This window comes from Sphingomonas sp. DC4900 (assembly GCF_049896485.1).
Lineage (GTDB): Bacteria > Pseudomonadota > Alphaproteobacteria > Sphingomonadales > Sphingomonadaceae > Sphingomonas > Sphingomonas aquatilis.
Map to the genome: position 1 here is coordinate 195,751 of NZ_JAFCUK010000001.1, position 16,572 is coordinate 212,322.

Consider the following 16,572-nt stretch of genomic DNA (forward strand, 5'->3'; position numbering starts at 1 on the left):
GCTATTTCGCCGGCGGGATCGGCGTGTACTGCGCCGATACGAGCTTCCATCCGTTGCGCGCGCGCATCGCGACATAACGGACGCGGATCGAACGGGTGACCGTCGTGCCGTCGGGACGTGTCATGGTGATCGTCCGCCGCTCCGTCTCGATGCCCGTCGCGCCGCGTACGACGATCTGCCGTTCGCTGCCCTGCATCGGCGGCGCCGGCCGGCGATCCTCGGGCCGGTAGAAGCCGAGGACCTTCGCCCGATCGTCGACGTCGCCGACCGGAGAGATCTCCTGATACTCGGGGTCGAGCGTATCGGCGAGCGCCGCTGCGTCGAAGTCCGTGCGGGCGGTGTTGAAGCGCTCCACCAGCCGTTCGATCGCTGCCGCATCGGGGGAAGGGGGCGCGGGCGTCGCCGCTGCCAGCATCGCCATTGCCCATCCGATCGCCATATACCCCGCCCCTCGCCCAAGTGACGTATATGGCTAATACGGTGCGGCGGCGTGGGTCAAGCGGGGCGTCAGACCAGCAGCGTCGCCAGACCGATCGCAAGGCCCGCATGGATCATCGCGATCAGATCGAGCTGCGTTGCGAACGGCTGCTTGCGCGTCTTGTGGCGAAACCGCCGCCGCGCCCAGAGCGCGCCCGGCGATCCGCCGAACAGCGCCAGGGCGAGCAGGGTCGATTCGCGTACCCGCCAGCCGCCCAATGCGGCGCGCGCCTTGTCATGGGCGAAGGCGAGCACCGTCATCAGGTTGATCGCCGCAAGGGACAGCAGGGCGGGGACGAGGAATGCGGACAGATTCGGCATCCCTCACGATCCGTATCGACGTCTTAGAAAATCATGACCTGCAATTCGCAGATCAGATCATGCCCAGCGCCTGCATGTAGACCTCGAGGATCGCTTCCTCTTCCTGATACTCTTCCTTCTTCTTCTTGCGGATGGAGAGGATCTTGCGGATCGCCTTGGGATCGTAGCCGCGGCCCTTGGCTTCGGCCATCACGTCCTTGATGTCGTCGGCGATGCCCTTCTTCTCTTCTTCGAGTCGCTCGGCGCGTTCGATCAGCAGGCGCAGTTCGTCCGCCGCGACCTGGCCGCCGCCCATGCCTTCTTGCCGGTCTTCCATATGTCCCACCCGCCACGGGTCGCCCGTGGCCCTTCTGATTCGCGTGAAAAGGATGCCGGCGCCGGGCCGGCAGGGGGGTGCGTCTAGGCGTTAACCGGTTTGCGCTCAAGCCCGGCCCTTAACCCCGGCCGGGCTCGGTCATCGCGGGCGGATCGGATGCGGGAAAGCTCTCGTCCAGCGCTTCGTCCAGGGCCGCATCCTTGGTGGCGTCGGCGGGGGGATTGCGCGTCATGCTCTCGTCCATCCGCGCGAGCTGTTCGGGCGTCGCCTCGGTCTGGTAGCGCGCCTTCCATTCGGCTTGCGGCATGCCGTAGATCGTCTCGCGCGCGGTCGCCTTGTCCAGCCCGCCGGCTTCCTCGATCCAGTCCGACAGGCAGTTGCGGCAGAATCCGGCCAGCCCCATCAGGTCGATGTTCTGCGCGTCGGTGCGGTGGCGCAGGTGGCGGACGAGGCGACGGAACGCCTGCGCGGCGACCGCATCGGGCAGCGAATCGAGTTTGTCGGTCACAGGCGTCTCCGATAGGTTGATCGCGGGTAGATAGGGATTAGAGGGAAGCGCGGCCATTCCCCAGGAGCCTGTTTCATGACCACTGCCATCGCGCCCCGATCGAGGAAGGTCCGCGTCCTCGCGACTCTCGGTCCGGCGAGCAATTCCCCCGAGATGATCGCCACGCTGTTCCAGGCGGGCGCCGACGCCTTCCGCGTCAATATGAGCCACGGCGACCAACAGTCCAAGGTCGCGGTGATCGAGGCGATCCGCGCGCTCGAAAAAGAGTTCGGCCGTCCGACGACGATCCTCGCCGATCTGCAGGGTCCCAAGCTGCGCGTCGGCAAGTTCGACGGCGGCCGGACCGTGCTGGAGCATAACAGCACCTTCGTGCTCGATCGCGATCCCACGCCGGGCGATGCGACCCGCGTCGAACTGCCGCATAAGGAAATCTTCGAAGCGATCGAGCCGGGCGCACGCCTGTTGCTCGACGACGGCAAGCTGGTGCTGCGCGTCACCGACCATGATTCCGACCGAATCACGACGGTCGTCGAGGTCGGCGGTCCGCTGTCGAACAACAAGGGGCTGAACGTCCCCGACGTGGTGCTGCCGATGGCGGCGCTGACCGAAAAGGATCGCAGCGACCTCGCCTTTGCGGTCGACCAGGGCGTCGATTGGATCGCGCTCTCCTTCGTGCAGCGGCCCGAGGATCTGTGGGAGGCGCGCAAGCTGATCGGCGGCAAGGCCGCGCTGCTCGCCAAGATCGAAAAGCCGCAGGCGATCGACCGCTTGGAAGAGATCGTCGAGGCGTGCGACGGCGTGATGGTCGCGCGCGGCGACCTGGGCGTCGAACTGCCGCCGCAGTCGGTGCCGCCCTTGCAGAAGCGTATCGTCGAAACCGCGCGTCGCCTCGGCCGCCCGGTCGTCGTCGCGACGCAGATGCTCGAATCGATGATCCAGAGCCCGTCGCCGACCCGCGCCGAAGTGTCCGACGTCGCCACCGCGATCTACGACGGCGCCGACGCGATCATGCTGTCGGCGGAAAGCGCCGCGGGCCAGTGGCCGGTCGAATCGGTCGCGATGATGAACTCGATCGGCGTTTCGGTCGAAAGCGATCCGATGCACGGCGACCGCGTCCACTTCACCGTGATGCGTCCCGATCCGACGACCGCCGACGCGCTGGCGGAAGCGGCCAAGCAGATCGCCAAGACCGTGTCGGCGACCGCGATCATCTGCTTTACCACCTCGGGCTCGACCGCGCGCCGCATCGCACGCGAGCGGCCGTCGGTGCCGTTGCTGGTGCTGACCCCCAACCGCGACACCGCGCGCCGGCTCGGCCTGCTGTGGGGCACGCATGCCGTCCACACCCGCGATGTCGAATCGTTCGAGGACATGGTTGGCAAGGCGAAGCGCATGGCGCTGCGCACCGGCATCGCCCATGCGGGCGATCGCGTGATCGTGATGGCGGGCGTCCCCTTCCGCACGCCCGGCTCGACCAACGTGCTCCACGTCGTCCACATCACCGGCGACGAACTGCGCGACTACGCCTGAACGGACCTCCCCCGTCACCCCGGCCGAAGAGCCGGGGTCCCGCTTCTTCCCGGCGCTGACGAAGAAGCGGGACCCCGGGTCTAGCCCGGGGTGACGGTAAGTGACGGCTTTCATCCATACGATACGTATGGATGACGGGGGCCGGACCCGTTACAGATGGAGCGTTATGTACCGTCCCGCGCTGTCCGTCGTCATTCCCTGCTACAATGAGGCCGCGTGCCTCGAGCTGCTGCACGCGCGCGTCTCGGCCGCGGCACGGGCGGCGGTGGGCGACGATCACGAGATCGTCCTGATCAACGACGGCAGCCGCGACGACAGCTGGCCGGTGATGCAGCGCCTGTCCGCCGCCGACCCGCGCGTCGTCGCGATCAACCTGTCGCGCAACCACGGCCACCAGCTCGCGCTGACCGCGGGTCTCGACCTGTGTTCGGGCGAGCAGATCCTCATCATCGACGCCGATCTGCAGGACCCGCCCGAATTGCTCGCCGAGATGCGCGCGACGATGGCGGCGCAGAGGGCGGACGTCGTCTATGCGGTGCGCCGCAAGCGCGACGGCGAGACGATCTTCAAGAAAGCGACCGCCGCCGCCTTCTACCGCGTGCTCGATCGCGTCACCGACACGCCGATCCCCTTGGACACCGGCGACTTCCGCCTGATGAGCCGCCGCGCGCTCGACGCGCTGCTGTCGCTGCCCGAACAGGCGCGCTTCATCCGCGGCATGGTTGCCTGGGTCGGCTTCCGCCAGGTGCCGTTCCCCTATGATCGCGCCGAGCGCCACGCGGGCGAGACCAACTACCCGCTCGGCAAGATGGTGCGCCTCGCCTTCGACGCGGTGACCGGCTTCTCCACCGCGCCGCTGCGCTTCGCCAGCCATGCCTCGGTGATCCTGGCGGCGGCGTCGCTGCTGCTGCTCGTCTACATCCTGTGGGGCTTCTTCGAAGGCTCGCCGGTGCAAGGCTGGACGTCGACGATGCTCGTCGTGACGGTACTCAGCGCAGTGCAGATGTTCGTGCTGGGCATGATCGGCGAATATCTCGGCAGGCTCTACATCGAATCAAAGCGGCGCCCGCTGTACCTCGTCGCCGACATCGCCGGGCCGGTGAGAGGCCATTCGACGCTCGGCTTCAACGCCGCCGAGCCCTCGCCGGAGTTCGAGGTCGCCGAGGAGCGCAAGGCGGCGGAGTGAAAGGCGGTTGCGCCGTATCCGCCCCCTCCGTCAGCGCTGACGCGCTGCCACCTCCCCCTGGCGGGGGAGGACGTGTCCCGTAATGCCTCCCCCGCCAGGGGGAGGTGGCGCGCCGAAGGCGTGACGGAGGGGGAGGACCCGGCGCCCCATGGTTTCGCCGCGACGGTTCTCCGCCGACCTACCGCGGCTCCGCCAGCGTCACGATCGACACGCCCGGCGTCAGCGGCACGCGGCCGACCGCATGGCGCTCCAGCCGGAAGATCGCCTCGAACAGTGCGTTCAGCGGTTTGGCGGGCGGCGAATCGTCGCTGTCGTCGCGGCCGGTCAAGCGGCCCGCGATCCGGGCCGCAGCCGCCAGCGGAAACAGCAGCGAATTGAAATAGGTAAGCTTCCGGCTTTTCAGCCCCGCCGCCGCGATCGCCTTGACCAGGCTGGCCTTGGAATAGCGGCGGTGGTGGTGGTTCACGACGTCGTGCGCGCTCCACATCCATTGGTGCGCCGGCACCGCGATCAGGATCTTGCCACCCGGTTTCAACAGGCTCGCCATGCCCTTCAGCGCGGCGACATCGTCCTCGATATGCTCGACGACGTCGAGCACCGCGACCAGATCATACGATCCCTTCGCCACGCCGGGCAGGTCGGGCAGGGGGGCATCGCCCACCGGCTTGCCGAGTCGCTCGCTCGCGATCGATCGCGCGGCGGGATCGATCTCGATCGCGTCGACGTCGCCGAACTGGCCGAGCATCGGCAGATTGTGCCCGGTGCCGCAGCCGATCTCCAGGATGCGCGCGCCCTTGGGTACGTTGCCGTAGCGCTCCAGATAATCGCTCAGGATGTCGCGACGCGCGCGATACCACCAATGGGTGGAATCATGCGCCGCCATGCGGTCGTAGACGATGCGGTCCATGATTTAAGCGAACACCAGCCAGCGATTGAGGATGAAGGTGACGATGGTGGCCAGCGCCACCGCAGGCAGCAGCGGCGCCCAGCCGGGAAGCCCCAGCACGGCCGTGCCGATCCACGTCACCAGCGCGTTGAGGGCCATGCCGGTGCCCTGTACCGCGACGAACTGCAGCTGCTGGCGCGGGCCGCGCCGTTCGGCGCCCTGTCCCTTGAAGCTCCAGCGGCTGTGCATGACGTAGCCGAATATCACCGCCACCGCAAAGGCGGGCGGCACGGCATAGACGGCATGCTCGCGCGCGAAGACCCACAGGGTCAGCGGCAGATAGACAGCCGAATAGATCAGCGTCGACAGCCCGCCGGTGATCCCGAAGCGCAGGATCTGGCCGCGCATGTCGTCGGCTTGCAGGATGTGGAGCAGGGCAGGCGCTTCCCTCGTCATCGGCCAGCCCCTAAAGGCAATGCGCCGGGAACGAAACGGTCAATTCGAGGGTCGCCAGTTTGTATAATCCCCCCCGCGGTCGGCTGGCCGATACGCTCGACAGGCGCTGGATCGCGCTGACGCTGCTCGCTTGGGTGGCGGTCGCGGCCTGGTACGTCTGGAACGACTGGAACATGGTGCGCTGGCTGTCGCTGGGCGACACCGACGACAATATGCGGCTGATGCAGGTGCGCGCCTGGCTGGGGGGGCAGGGCTGGTACGACCTCACCAACTATCGCCTCAATCCGCCCGTCGGCTTCAATATTCACTGGAGCCGCATCGTCGATCTGCCGATCGCCGGCCTCATCCTGTTTTTCCGCCTGTTCACCAGCAATTACTGGGCGGAGCGGCTGGCCTGCGGCATCGCGCCGCTGATCCCGCTGTCGATCACGATGCTGGGCGTCGGCGCCACCGTGCGGCGGCTGATCCATCCGCTGGCTTGGCCGCTGGCGATCGTGTTCCTGCTCGGCACCGCCGCGACGATGCTGATGTTCCTGCCCGAACGCATCGACCATCACGGCTGGCAGCTCGCGATGCTCAGCCTGACCGTTGCCGGCCTGTGCGACCAGCGCGACACCCGCGGCGGATTGATGGTGGGCCTGGCGAGCGCGGTCAGCCTGTCGATCGGGCTGGAAATGCTGCCCTATTGCGCGATGGCTGGCGCGATCCTGGCGTTGCGCTGGGTGTGGGACCGTGCCGAGGCGCGGCGGCTCGCGGCCTATGCGGTCAGCCTGGGCGGTGGTGCGGCGCTGGGCTTCGTGGCCTTCGCCTCCAATGCCAATTACGCGATGCGCTGCGACGCGCTGACGCCGGTGTGGCTCAGCGTCTGCGTCGCGGCGGGCGCGCTGTTGCTGTTGATGGCATGGGCGAACCCTGAATCGCGGGCCTTGCGTATCGCGATGGCGGTGGTCGCGGGCGGCGTGATCGTCGCGGGCTTCGTCCATTTCTTCCCGCAATGTCTCGGCCGGCCCGAAGGCGTATCGCCGGAGCTGGAGAAGAACTGGCTGAACAACGTCCGCGAAGCCAAGCCGATCTACAAACACCCCTTCCGCCTCGCCTTCCCGATCGCGGCGCTGCCGATCGTGGGGACGATCGGCGTGCTGTGGGGGACGTGGCGCGCGCGGCGGACGCCGGCGCTGATCGGCTGGACCGCCGTCGCGCTGTTCGTCGTCTTCGCGACGCTGATGCTGCTGTGGCAGGTGCGGGCCGGGCCGGCGGCGCAGATGCTCGCGGTGCCGGGCGCCACCCTGCTCGGTTGGATCATCCTGCCGTGGCTGCTCAACCACCGTTCGCTGCCCGTCCGCGTCGGCGGCACGGTGGCGGCGTTCCTGTTGGTCAGCGGGATGTTCGCCGGGCTGATCATCAAATACCTGCCGGTCGCGCGCCCGAACGCCTATACCAAGCGGGTCAACGGCGCGACGGGCAATTGCGTCCGCTACACGGTGCTGAAGGCGCTCGATCACTATCCGGCGCAGACGATCTTCACCTTCGTCGACCTGGGGCCACGGCTCATCACCGTGACGCACCACGATGCCATCGCCGGGCCCTATCACCGCAACGGCGACGCGATCCTCGACGTGCAGCACGCGTTCGGCGGGACTGCGGATCAGGCGCATGCCATCATCCGCCGCCACGGCGCGACGATGCTGCTCGTCTGCCCCAACCATTCGGAATCGACCAATTACCGCGCGCGCGATCCCGGCGGCTTCTACGACCAGCTCGCCCACGGCCAGACGCCGACCTGGCTGACGCCGCTGCCGCTGCCCAAGGGGTCGCCGCTCCGCCTGTTCAAGGTCGACTGACTGGCATCCGGCATTCCTCCCCCGCCAGGGGGAGGTGGCATGCCGCAGGCATGACGGAGGGGGAGGTCAGGGTAACGCTCCTGTTACGAAGCGCCTCCTATCCGCCCTCTCCGCTGCCCCGAATGGCGCGCCCCTAGGCGGCGAGCGCCTCCCCCGCCGGCAGGTCCTCGCTCAGCCGCTGGCGCTTGGCGACGATCGCCGGCACCAGCGCCTGGCCGGCGACGTTCACCGCGGTCCGGCCCATGTCGAGGATCGGGTCGATCGCCAGCAGCAGCCCCGCGCCCTCCAGCGGCAGACCCAGCGTCGACAGCGTCAGCGTCAGCATCACGAGCGCGCCGGTCAGCCCCGCGGTCGCCGCCGATCCCAGCACCGATACCGCGACGATCAGCAGATAATCGGTCCCGTGCAACGGGATGCCGTAATATTGCGCGACGAATAGCGCCGCGATCGCGGGATAGATGGCGGCGCATCCGTCCATCTTGGTCGTCGCCGCGAACGGCACGGCAAAGGCGGCATAGCCGCGCGGCACGCCCAGCCCTTGCTCGACCACCTGCTCGGTAACGGGCAGCGTCGCGATCGACGAGCGCGAGACGAAGCCCAGCTGGATCGCCGGCCAGGCGGCGGCGAAGAACCGCCGCGGGCTCATCCCGTTCGCCAGCAGCAGCAGCGGGTAGACGACGAACAGCACCAGCGCGAGGCCGACATAGACCGCGATGGCGAACGTGCCGAGCGCCGACAGCGACTGCCAGCCATAGCGGACGATCGCACTGCCCAGCAGCGCACCCGTCCCGATCGGGGTCAGCCGCACCACCCAGCGCAGGATGCGCCGGAAGATCGCGAGCGCCGATGCGTTGAACGCCAGGAACGGCGCGCCCGCCTCGCCCGTGCGCACCGCGGCGACGCCGATCGCGATCGCGACGACGATCAGCTGGAGCACGTTGAACGACAGCTTCGTGCTCGCGCCGCCGTCCTTCAGCGCGGTCGATGCTTCCAGCCCCAGGATGTTCGCCGGCACCAGCCCGCGCAGGAAATCGAGCCACGACCCTGCCGTATCCGGCCGCACCGCGGCGGCGGCGCTCACCCCGGCATGCGCGCCCGGTTGCAGCACAATGCCCAGCGTCAGCCCGATCGACACCGCGATCAGCGCGGTGATGCCGAACCAGATGAACGTGCTCGCCACCAGCTTCGCCGCATTGTTGAGGTCGCGCAGCGCCGCGATCGACGCGACGATCGCGGTGAACACCAGCGGCACCACCAGCGCCTTCAACAGCTGGACGAACATCTCGCCGACGATCCGCAAGGCGTCGGCCAGGCCGGTGAGGTCATAGCTGCGGGCGACGAAGCCCAGCACGAGCCCAAGGGCCATGCCGATGAAGACCTGTACGCCGAACGATGGGCGGGTCATGCGCCGAATTCCTGTGTCATCGCACCGATGTAGGCCCGTCGCGGCCGAAGGGGAGGCAAGAAAAGCGCGGGGGCATGAAACCCATGGTTGCGTGTTTAGGTGCCTCCGATCGATCGCGGAGCAACCGCGATCTGGTGGGTATCTCAAGGGCGCTTTGCCCCGCCGCAGCGGTAAGATCCTAGGGAGATAGGATTGCCAAAGATTTTAACACGTCAGACCGAGGATCAGGTTGCGCTGTTCACGACTAAAGCCCTCGTGGCATTGTCTTGGGGGAGATGGCTATATTGGCCCATGGTGAAAAGCGAATCGTCCAGCATACCCGCCCGAATGAAAGGCTGGCTGCCGGAATTGCTACTGTCCGGTGCGGTCATCGCCATCGTTGGCTCCACCGCTTGGTTTAAGTTACCAGTGGCGGCGTGGGGGCCGGCCCTCATTGCCGCCTTGGGGGTGATGTATTCCCGCATGTCATCCCGCGAGCAAGTGCGTGTCGCCGAGAGGAAGTTGTTCCTTGATCTGATGCAACGTCGGGTGGCGTGGCTTGATCAACTCGCAGATGCTGTTGGTAAGCGCGATGCCGAAGCCAGATTGATGTTGGAGCGCCTGTTGCGTGGCGACCCCCCGGGCGAGCCTGAACAGCTTTGGCGTATGCACGACTGCCAAAGAGACGCGCAGTGGCTATTCGATCACCCCATTTCCGAGTTGGTGGCCCAATTGATCGCCGCGTCAGCTGCGGTTGATGATACGCGCCTTAAGGCCCGGCAAGGTGATCGTTCGGCGGCGCTCTCGGTGAGCGAGAAGGGGTGGATAGTGGTGAACCTCATGACCGCCATAACCGCGGCCATCCGCCCTTACCTGTATGTCGGCGACATTAAGGCACCTCGGGCATGACGCTATCCAATTGTGAATTGTTGGCAATAACACTCAAGGTTAGGCGGGGTCATGCTTGCAACGCGCCACGCTTTATTGGGGAGCATCGACGCCGCGATGGTAGCGTGCGCCCGCTACGATGAGCTTTCCAAAGCCGCGAGCGTTTAGCCGACTTTCGATCCCACCGTTGTCCGGTCATTATCTCCCCGAGGGGAGGAGCGATTTAACCGCTAAGTCATTGAAAAAATGGTGCTGCCGGTGAGGATTGAACTCACGACCTCAGCCTTACCAAGGATGCGCTCTACCACTGAGCTACGGCAGCACTCGTTTTTCCGCCGGCGTTCGCCGCGGGAAGGGCGCCTAGAGACGACCGGGGGCGGATTGTCAAGCGTTACCGGACGGGGCTAGGGTCCGGGCATGGCAAATAGCGACGAACGGGCCGCCCGGCTGGCCGCGCAGCTGCGCGCGAACCTGCATCGGCGCAAGGCGCAGGCGCGCGCGGTGGCGGCGGGCACCGATCGCGGCACCGCGCCCGCGCCGGCGCCGCCACCGACCGACGGATCGGCCGATTAACCGCAGATCGGCGCGCACTTGGCATTGAGCCACGCGCGCTCTGCAATGTCGAGCTCGGGGCCGATCCGCGCCGCCACGTCGGCGTGATAGGCGTCCAGCCAGTCGCGCTCGTCGCGGGTCAGCAGCGCCGGGTCGATCAGCGTCCGCTCGATCGGCGCGAAGGTGAGCGTTTCGAAGCGCAGCATCGTCCGCTCGCGGTCGCCGCCGGGGATGGCGGCGGGGACGATCAGCAGCAGATTCTCGATCCGGATGCCGTATTCGCCGGCCTTGTAATAGCCCGGCTCGTTCGACAGCATCATGCCCGCGCGCAGCGGCTCCAGGCTGGCGCCGCCGGGGTAATTGGGCGCCGCGATCCGCTGCGGCCCTTCATGCACCGACAGATAGCTGCCGATGCCGTGGCCGGTGCCGTGCGCGAAATCGAGCCCCGCCTCCCATAATGGCCGGCGGGCGAAGGCGTCGATCTGCGCGCCGCTGGTCCCGTCGGGGAAGACCGCGGTGGCGATGGCGATATGGCCCTTCAGCACGCGGGTGAAGCGGTCGCGCATCTCCGCGGTCGGCGGCCCGACCGGCACGACGCGGGTCACGTCGGTGGTGCCATCCGCATATTGCCCGCCCGAATCGATCAGGAACAGCTGGCCGGGCAGGATCGGGGCGTTCGATTCCTCGGTGACGTGATAATGCGGGCTGGCGCCATGCGCACCGGTGGCCGAGATCGTGTCGAACGACGTGTCGAGCAGGCAGCCGGTCGCTTCGCGGAAGGCGAGCAGCTGCGCCGCGGCGGAGAGTTCGGTCTGGCCGCCCTTGGGCGCCTCCGCCTCGATCCAGCGCAGGAAGCGGCTCAGCGCGGCGCCGTCGCGGATGCTGGCGGCACGATGGCCGGCGATCTCGGCGGGGTTCTTCAGCGCCTTGGCGAGCACGACGGGGTCGCGCAGCGCCAGCACCTTGGCGCCGCCCGCGGTCAGCGCGTCGAACACCGCGGCGACGGCGCGCTCGGGATCGGCGGCGACGCGCTGGCCGGCATAGCCGCGCAGCGCGGGCGCGAAGGCGTCGCGGTCATGGATGCGCACCGCATTGCCGAGATGCTGGCGCACCGCATCGTCGACCTTCTCGGGCGCGACGAACAGGTCGGTCGTCCCGTCGCTGCCGACGATCGCATAGGAGAGTGCTACCGGCGTGTGTGCGACATCGGTGCCGCGCACGTTGAGCGCCCAGGCGATCGAATCGAGCGCGGTCAGCACCACTGCATCGGCGCGCTGCGCGCCCAGCCAGTCGGCGATCGCGGCGCGCTTGGCGGCGGAGGACTGGCCCGCGTGCGTATCGGCGTGGACGGTCATACGGGCGGGCGAGGGGGCGGGGCGGTCGGTCCACACTGCGTCGATCGGATTGCTCTCCACCGGCACCAGCGTGACGCCGCGGTCGGCGAGCGCGGCGGCGGTGTCCTTCGCCCAGGCGCTGGTGTGCAGCCACGGGTCGTAACCGATACGGCTTCCCTCGCTGGCATTGGCGGCGAGCCAGCCGGCGATGCTTTCCTGCGGCACGGGCACATAGGCCCAGTCGTCCGCCGACACCTGCTCGCGCACTTGCAGCGTATAGCGGCCGTCGGTGAAGATCGCGGCCTTCTCCGCCAGTACCACTGCACTGCCCGCCGATCCGCCGAAGCCGGTCAGCCAGCCCAGCCGCTGCGCATAGGCGCCGACATATTCGCTCATATGCTCGTCGGTCAGCGGCACGACGAAGCCGTCGAGGCCGCGGGCGGCGAGCTCTGCGCGGAGGGCGGCGAGGTTGGCATGAGGGGTCATCAAAGGGGTCCGTCAAAAGTCACAAAAGTCACGCCCAGGCATGTGTTTTCACTCTAGCACCAGGAGCGTCACAAGCCGAGTCGGTCCCGCTTTGCACGGCAGGAGCGTGTAGGACAGTTTCCCTTCGTGGCGATCCAACAGCGATGCGCGGATCAGTGCCGTTTGGGCAGCAGGTGCAGCACGCCGGCGATGACGCCGCCGATGACGATCCCGACGATGCCCGATCCGATCGCGCCGACCAGCCAGCCGACGACGCCGGACAGCACGCCGGACGACGCCGCAGGGACCTCCGCGGCATGGTGGATGACATGCGGGATGGCGGTGAAGCCGAACGCTTCCATCCCATGGACGATGATGCCGCCGCCGACCCACACCATCGCCGCGGTGCCGATGATCGACAGCGCCGACAGCACGCGCGGCATCGCCGCGACGAGGCCGCGGCCCAGCGCCTGGCTGCCCGATCCCGGCCTGCGGGCGAGGTGCAGACCGATATCGTCCATCTTCACGATCAGCGCGACGAGGCCATAGACGCCCGCGGTGATCGCCACCGCGACGAGCGCCAGCGCGATCGCCTGATTGACGAGGCTCTGATCGGCGAGTTCGGCAAGCGCGATCGCCATGATCTCGCCCGACAGGATCAGGTCGGTACGGATCGCGCTCGAGACCTGCCGGTTCTCCAGCTCTTCCGGCGAGGTGGCGGCCGCGGCCTCGTCGCCATGGCCGTGGCCGGTCAGCGCGCCGAGGATCTTCTCCGCCGCCTCGAAACACAGGAAGGCACCGCCCGCCATCAGGATCGGCGTGATCGCCCAGGGCGCCAGTGCGCTCAGGATCAGCGCCGCGGGCAGCAGGAACAGCAGCTTGTTGCGCAGGGAGCCCTTGGCGATCTTCCAGATGATCGGCAGCTCGCGCGCGGGGCTGAGGCCGACGACATAGGTCGGCGTCACCGCGGTATCGTCGATCACTACGCCCGCCGCCTTCGCCCCCGCCTTGCCCGCCGCGCCCGCGACATCGTCCAGGCTGGCGGCGGCAAGCTTCGCCATCGCCGCGATATCGTCGAGCAGTGCGACCAGTCCGCCGGCCATGTGTGTTCCCCTGTGTTATCCGCGATGTGCATGGCGGCGCGCGCGCACGGGTTCAACTGCGGTCGTGTTGCTGGCGTGTTGCTGGAGCGGGCCGGTCGCCACACGCCCCCGTCACCCCGGACCAAGTCCGGGGTGACGAAGAGGATGGCGTTCCCATCACCCGCCATCCTGTTCTACAGCAAGGCGATGACCGACCCCACGCCCCCCGTCGCCGAGCGCCGCCCCCACAGCTTCACCACGCACGGCGTGACGATCGACGACCCCTATGCCTGGCTGAAGGACCCCAACTATCCCGAGGTCACCGACCCCGACGTCCTCGCCTATCTCGAAGCCGAGAACGCCTATTTCGAAGCCGTCATGGCGCCGCACCAGCCGCTGGTCGACACGCTGTACGAAGAGATGAAGGCGCGCATCAAGGAGGACGAATCCTCGGTCCCGCAAAAGGACGGCGACTGGCTCTACTGGACCGCCTTCGAGACCGGCGGCCAGTATCGCAAATGGTGGCGCAAGCCCGTCGCCGGCGGGCCGGACGAACTGCTGCTCGACGAGCCCGCCCTTGCCGAGGGCAAGGACTATTTCCGCCTCGGCGCCTTCGCGATCAGCAACAACGGGCGGCTGCTCGCCTATGCGATCGACGACAGCGGCGCCGAGCGGTTCGAGGTGCGCGTAAAGGACCTCTCCACCGGCGAGCATCTGCCCGAGGTCATCCCCGGCATGCTGTCCGAGATCGTCTGGACCGCCGACGATACGGGCTTCCTGTACGGCGTCGCCAACGACCAGTGGCGCACCGACAATGCACGCTTCCACCGGCTCGGCACGGCGGTCGCGGACGACGTCGAGCTGTTCCACGAGGATGACGAAGGCTATCGTGTCGCCGTCGCCGAGACGAGCGATCGGCAGTGGATCGTCATTGGCACCGGCGATCACGTCACCAGCGAAGTCCGGCTGCTGCCCGCCAACGATCCCTTCGCCACGCCGATTCTGATCGCCCCCCGCAAGGAGGGCCGCGAGTATGACGTCGACGCGCACGACGGCACGCTCTTCATCCACACCAACGACACCGATCCGATGTGGCGGCTGTGTACCGCCAGCCTCGACGCGCCCGGCGACTGGCACGAGCTGATCCCGGCCGATCCGCATTTCTACATGACCGGGGTCGAATGCTATCGGGACTTCTTCGTCGTCGAAGGGCGCCGCGACGGCCTCGATCAGATCGCCATCCACCGCTACGACGCGCCGACCGTGCCCCAGCCGATCACCTTCCCGGAGGCGAGCTATGCCGCGGGCCTGGGCGACAATCCGGAATATGACGTCGCGACGCTGCGGCTGGGCTATGAATCGATGGTCACGCCGGGGACGGTCTATGACTATGACGTCGCCACCGGCGGCCTTACCGTCCTGAAGGTGCAGGAGATTCCTGCAGGCTATGACGCCGCCGGCTATCGCACCGAACGGCTGAAGATCACGGTCCGCGACGGCACGCAGGTGCCCGTATCGATCGTCTATCCGGCGGGCTTCCAGCGTGACGGGTCGCAGCCGCTGTTCCTCTACGCCTATGGCGCCTACGGCTATGCGATCCCGCCGGGCTTTTCGACCGGGCGCCTCAGCCTGCTCGACCGCGGCTTCGCGTATGCCATCGCGCATATCCGCGGCGGCGACGACCTCGGCCAGCAATGGTATCACGACGGCAAGCTCGAAAAGCGCACCAATACGTTCAACGACTTCGTCGACGTCGCCAAGGGGCTGATCGAGCAGGGGTGGACCAGCGCCGGCCGCATCGCCACCGCGGGCCGCTCGGCGGGCGGCGAGCTGATGGGCGCGATCGTCAATAGCGATCCCGATCTGTGGGGCGCGGTGATCGCCGACGTGCCGTTCGTCGACGTGCTCAACACCATGCTCGACGCCGATCTGCCGCTGACGCCGGGCGAATGGCCGGAATGGGGCAATCCGATCGAGGACAAGGCGGCGTTCGACCTGATCCGCAGCTACAGCCCCTACGACAATGTTACGACGCAGGATTACCCGCCGATGTTCATCTCGGGCGGATTGAACGATCCCCGCGTCACCTATTGGGAACCGGCGAAATGGGCGGCCAAGCTGCGTTCCACGAAGACCGATGACAATGTGCTGCTGCTAAAAACCAACATGGGGGCAGGGCATGGCGGGAAATCCGGCCGCTTCGAATCGTTACGCGAGGCCGCGGAGGAACATGCCTTCGTACTTTGGCAGTTAGGATTGGGGCAGATGGGAATAAGCGGCTGAGCATCGAGACACTGATCGCCGAATACGGCTTGGCCGCCGTTTTTCTGGGCGCGGGGATCGAAGGCGAGACGATGGTGCTCGCCGGCGGCCTGTTCGCGCATGAAGGCATGCTGTCGCTGCCCGGCGCGATGATCGCGGCGGCGTGCGGGTCGTTCGTCGCCGACCAATTGTTCTTCGCGGCGGGGCGGCGCTTCCGCTCGCACCGCTGGGTGCAGCATGCGCAGAAAAAGCCCGCCTTCGCCAAGGCGTTGACGACGCTGGAGCGCTATCCGGTCGGCTTCATTTTCGCCTTCCGCTTCCTGTACGGCCTGCGCACCGTCAGTCCGATCGCGATCGGCACCACGCATGTCCGCACGCGCCAGTTCCTGTGGATCAACGCGGTCGCCGCGGCCGTGTGGGGGGCGCTGTTCACCAGCCTCGGCTATGTGTTCGGCACGGGAATCGCCGAACTGCTCGGCCGCTACCGCCCGCACGGGCGGCAATGGCTGTGGGTCGCGGGCGCGGCGGTGCTGCTGGGCGGCGCCTTCGCCGCCTTCCGCTGGTGGCGGAGCCGACGGGCATGAGCGCGCGCTTCACGATGACGATCACCGCCGCGGCGGAGGACATCGACGAACTCGGCCACGTCAACAATGCCGTGTGGGTGCGCTGGATCCAGGACATCGCCGTCGCCCATTGGGACGCGGTGGCGCCGGCAGAGCATCGCGAAACGATGGTCTGGGTCGTGACCCGCCACGAAATCGACTATCGCGGCAATGTCGTCGCAGGCGAGACGGTGACCGGCGAAACCTGGGTCCCCGAACCCCCCAAGGGCGCCCGCTTCGACCGCCACGTCCGCTTCACCGGCGCCGACGGCAAGGTGAAGGTGGAGGCGGTCACGACCTGGGCCCTGCTGGAACGCGCCACCGGCCGCCTGATGCGCGTCCGGGCGGACGTGGCAGCGCCGTTCCTGGCCAACTGATCCGCCCTCCACAAACTTTCGTCACCCCAGCGCAGGCTGGGGTCCACCGGGCCGCCAGGGGGTGGCCAGAGCCTCCAGCCGTCCCCCTCGCCGCGGAGTCGACTC

At 67.6% G+C, this 16,572-nt stretch carries 17 protein-coding genes and 1 tRNA gene; 8 read left to right on the top strand and 10 right to left on the bottom strand.

The annotated features are described in order from the left end of the window. Window position 1 precedes the first annotated feature (1 nt). From ACP690_RS00970 to ACP690_RS00985, 4 genes are all read right to left on the bottom strand, one after another. On the bottom strand, window positions 2-439 hold the full coding sequence (locus ACP690_RS00970) for a nuclear transport factor 2 family protein (protein ID WP_426259862.1): 438 nt from the start codon (window positions 437-439) through the stop codon (window positions 2-4). A gap of 68 nt (window positions 440-507) precedes the next feature. Next, complete coding sequence (locus ACP690_RS00975; RefSeq protein WP_426259863.1) at window positions 508-798, bottom strand: DUF1294 domain-containing protein; 291 nt, start codon at window positions 796-798, stop codon at window positions 508-510. 52 nt (window positions 799-850) lie between these two features. Beyond that, a complete protein-coding gene (locus tag ACP690_RS00980) occupies window positions 851-1,114 on the bottom strand; it encodes a DUF2312 domain-containing protein (protein ID WP_018250588.1) in 264 nt (87 codons plus the stop codon). 118 nt (window positions 1,115-1,232) lie between these two features. Further along, window positions 1,233-1,622: a DUF1244 domain-containing protein gene (locus tag ACP690_RS00985; RefSeq protein ID WP_063689793.1), complete on the bottom strand. Its 390-nt coding sequence runs from the start codon at window positions 1,620-1,622 to the stop codon at window positions 1,233-1,235. Window positions 1,623-1,697: 75 nt separating this feature from the next. Between ACP690_RS00985 and pyk the strand changes: the two genes are divergently transcribed. Together pyk and ACP690_RS00995 are read left to right on the top strand one after the other, a co-directional pair. Beyond that, window positions 1,698-3,152 carry a pyruvate kinase gene (gene pyk, locus ACP690_RS00990; protein WP_017980423.1) on the top strand — a complete coding sequence of 485 codons (1,455 nt, stop codon included), beginning with the start codon at window positions 1,698-1,700 and terminating at the stop codon, window positions 3,150-3,152. A gap of 166 nt (window positions 3,153-3,318) precedes the next feature. Beyond that, the gene (locus ACP690_RS00995) at window positions 3,319-4,338 is read left to right on the top strand and encodes a glycosyltransferase family 2 protein (protein ID WP_426259864.1); all 1,020 of its coding nucleotides are present in this window, start codon (window positions 3,319-3,321) and stop codon (window positions 4,336-4,338) included. 178 nt (window positions 4,339-4,516) lie between these two features. Here ACP690_RS00995 and ACP690_RS01000 read toward each other — a convergent pair whose 3' ends face one another. Both ACP690_RS01000 and ACP690_RS01005 read right to left on the bottom strand, forming a co-directional pair. Continuing rightward, window positions 4,517-5,245, bottom strand: a complete 729-nt coding sequence (locus tag ACP690_RS01000) for a class I SAM-dependent methyltransferase (protein ID WP_295563550.1) — start codon at window positions 5,243-5,245, stop codon at window positions 4,517-4,519. 3 nt (window positions 5,246-5,248) lie between these two features. Further along, complete coding sequence (locus ACP690_RS01005; protein WP_043060904.1) at window positions 5,249-5,680, bottom strand: GtrA family protein; 432 nt, start codon at window positions 5,678-5,680, stop codon at window positions 5,249-5,251. Window positions 5,681-5,739: 59 nt separating this feature from the next. Here ACP690_RS01005 and ACP690_RS01010 point away from each other — a divergent pair, with 59 nt between their 5' ends. Next, window positions 5,740-7,521, top strand: coding sequence for an AcrB/AcrD/AcrF family protein (locus ACP690_RS01010; protein WP_426259865.1), 1,782 nt, complete (start codon window positions 5,740-5,742; stop codon window positions 7,519-7,521). Between the two features lie 133 nt (window positions 7,522-7,654). On the opposite strand, the gene ACP690_RS01015 is transcribed toward ACP690_RS01010, so the two are convergent. Further along, complete coding sequence (locus ACP690_RS01015) at window positions 7,655-8,926, bottom strand: dicarboxylate/amino acid:cation symporter (RefSeq protein WP_017980418.1); 1,272 nt, start codon at window positions 8,924-8,926, stop codon at window positions 7,655-7,657. A gap of 327 nt (window positions 8,927-9,253) precedes the next feature. On the opposite strand from ACP690_RS01015, the gene ACP690_RS01020 reads away from it, so the two are divergent. Then, the gene (locus ACP690_RS01020) at window positions 9,254-9,814 is read left to right on the top strand and encodes a hypothetical protein (RefSeq protein WP_426255504.1); all 561 of its coding nucleotides are present in this window, start codon (window positions 9,254-9,256) and stop codon (window positions 9,812-9,814) included. A gap of 226 nt (window positions 9,815-10,040) precedes the next feature. Here ACP690_RS01020 and ACP690_RS01025 read toward each other — a convergent pair. Further along, window positions 10,041-10,115 (bottom strand) — tRNA-Thr (locus tag ACP690_RS01025). A 95-nt stretch (window positions 10,116-10,210) separates the two neighbouring features. Here ACP690_RS01025 and ACP690_RS01030 point away from each other — a divergent pair. Next, window positions 10,211-10,366 carry a hypothetical protein gene (locus ACP690_RS01030; RefSeq protein ID WP_244057170.1) on the top strand — a complete coding sequence of 52 codons (156 nt, stop codon included), beginning with the start codon at window positions 10,211-10,213 and terminating at the stop codon, window positions 10,364-10,366. Here the strand turns inward: ACP690_RS01030 and ACP690_RS01035 are convergent. Together ACP690_RS01035 and ACP690_RS01040 are read right to left on the bottom strand one after the other, a co-directional pair. Next, window positions 10,363-12,165, bottom strand: coding sequence for an aminopeptidase P family protein (locus ACP690_RS01035; protein WP_426259866.1), 1,803 nt, complete (start codon window positions 12,163-12,165; stop codon window positions 10,363-10,365). The genes ACP690_RS01030 and ACP690_RS01035 overlap by 4 nt on opposite strands. Before the next feature lie 152 nt (window positions 12,166-12,317). After that, window positions 12,318-13,247, bottom strand: a complete 930-nt coding sequence (locus tag ACP690_RS01040) for a DUF808 domain-containing protein (RefSeq protein ID WP_426259867.1) — start codon at window positions 13,245-13,247, stop codon at window positions 12,318-12,320. Window positions 13,248-13,433: 186 nt separating this feature from the next. On the opposite strand from ACP690_RS01040, the gene ACP690_RS01045 reads away from it, so the two are divergent. The 3 genes from ACP690_RS01045 to ACP690_RS01055 are packed head-to-tail and all read left to right on the top strand — an operon-like array spanning window position 13,434 to window position 16,467. Beyond that, on the top strand, window positions 13,434-15,509 hold the full coding sequence (locus ACP690_RS01045; protein WP_426260016.1) for a S9 family peptidase: 2,076 nt from the start codon (window positions 13,434-13,436) through the stop codon (window positions 15,507-15,509). After that, complete coding sequence (locus ACP690_RS01050) at window positions 15,506-16,072, top strand: DedA family protein (RefSeq protein ID WP_426260017.1); 567 nt, start codon at window positions 15,506-15,508, stop codon at window positions 16,070-16,072. The genes ACP690_RS01045 and ACP690_RS01050 overlap by 4 nt, the downstream gene beginning before the upstream one ends. Further along, a complete protein-coding gene (locus tag ACP690_RS01055; RefSeq protein ID WP_426259868.1) occupies window positions 16,069-16,467 on the top strand; it encodes an acyl-CoA thioesterase in 399 nt (132 codons plus the stop codon). The genes ACP690_RS01050 and ACP690_RS01055 overlap by 4 nt, the downstream gene beginning before the upstream one ends. The last annotated feature ends 105 nt before the right edge of the window (window positions 16,468-16,572 follow it).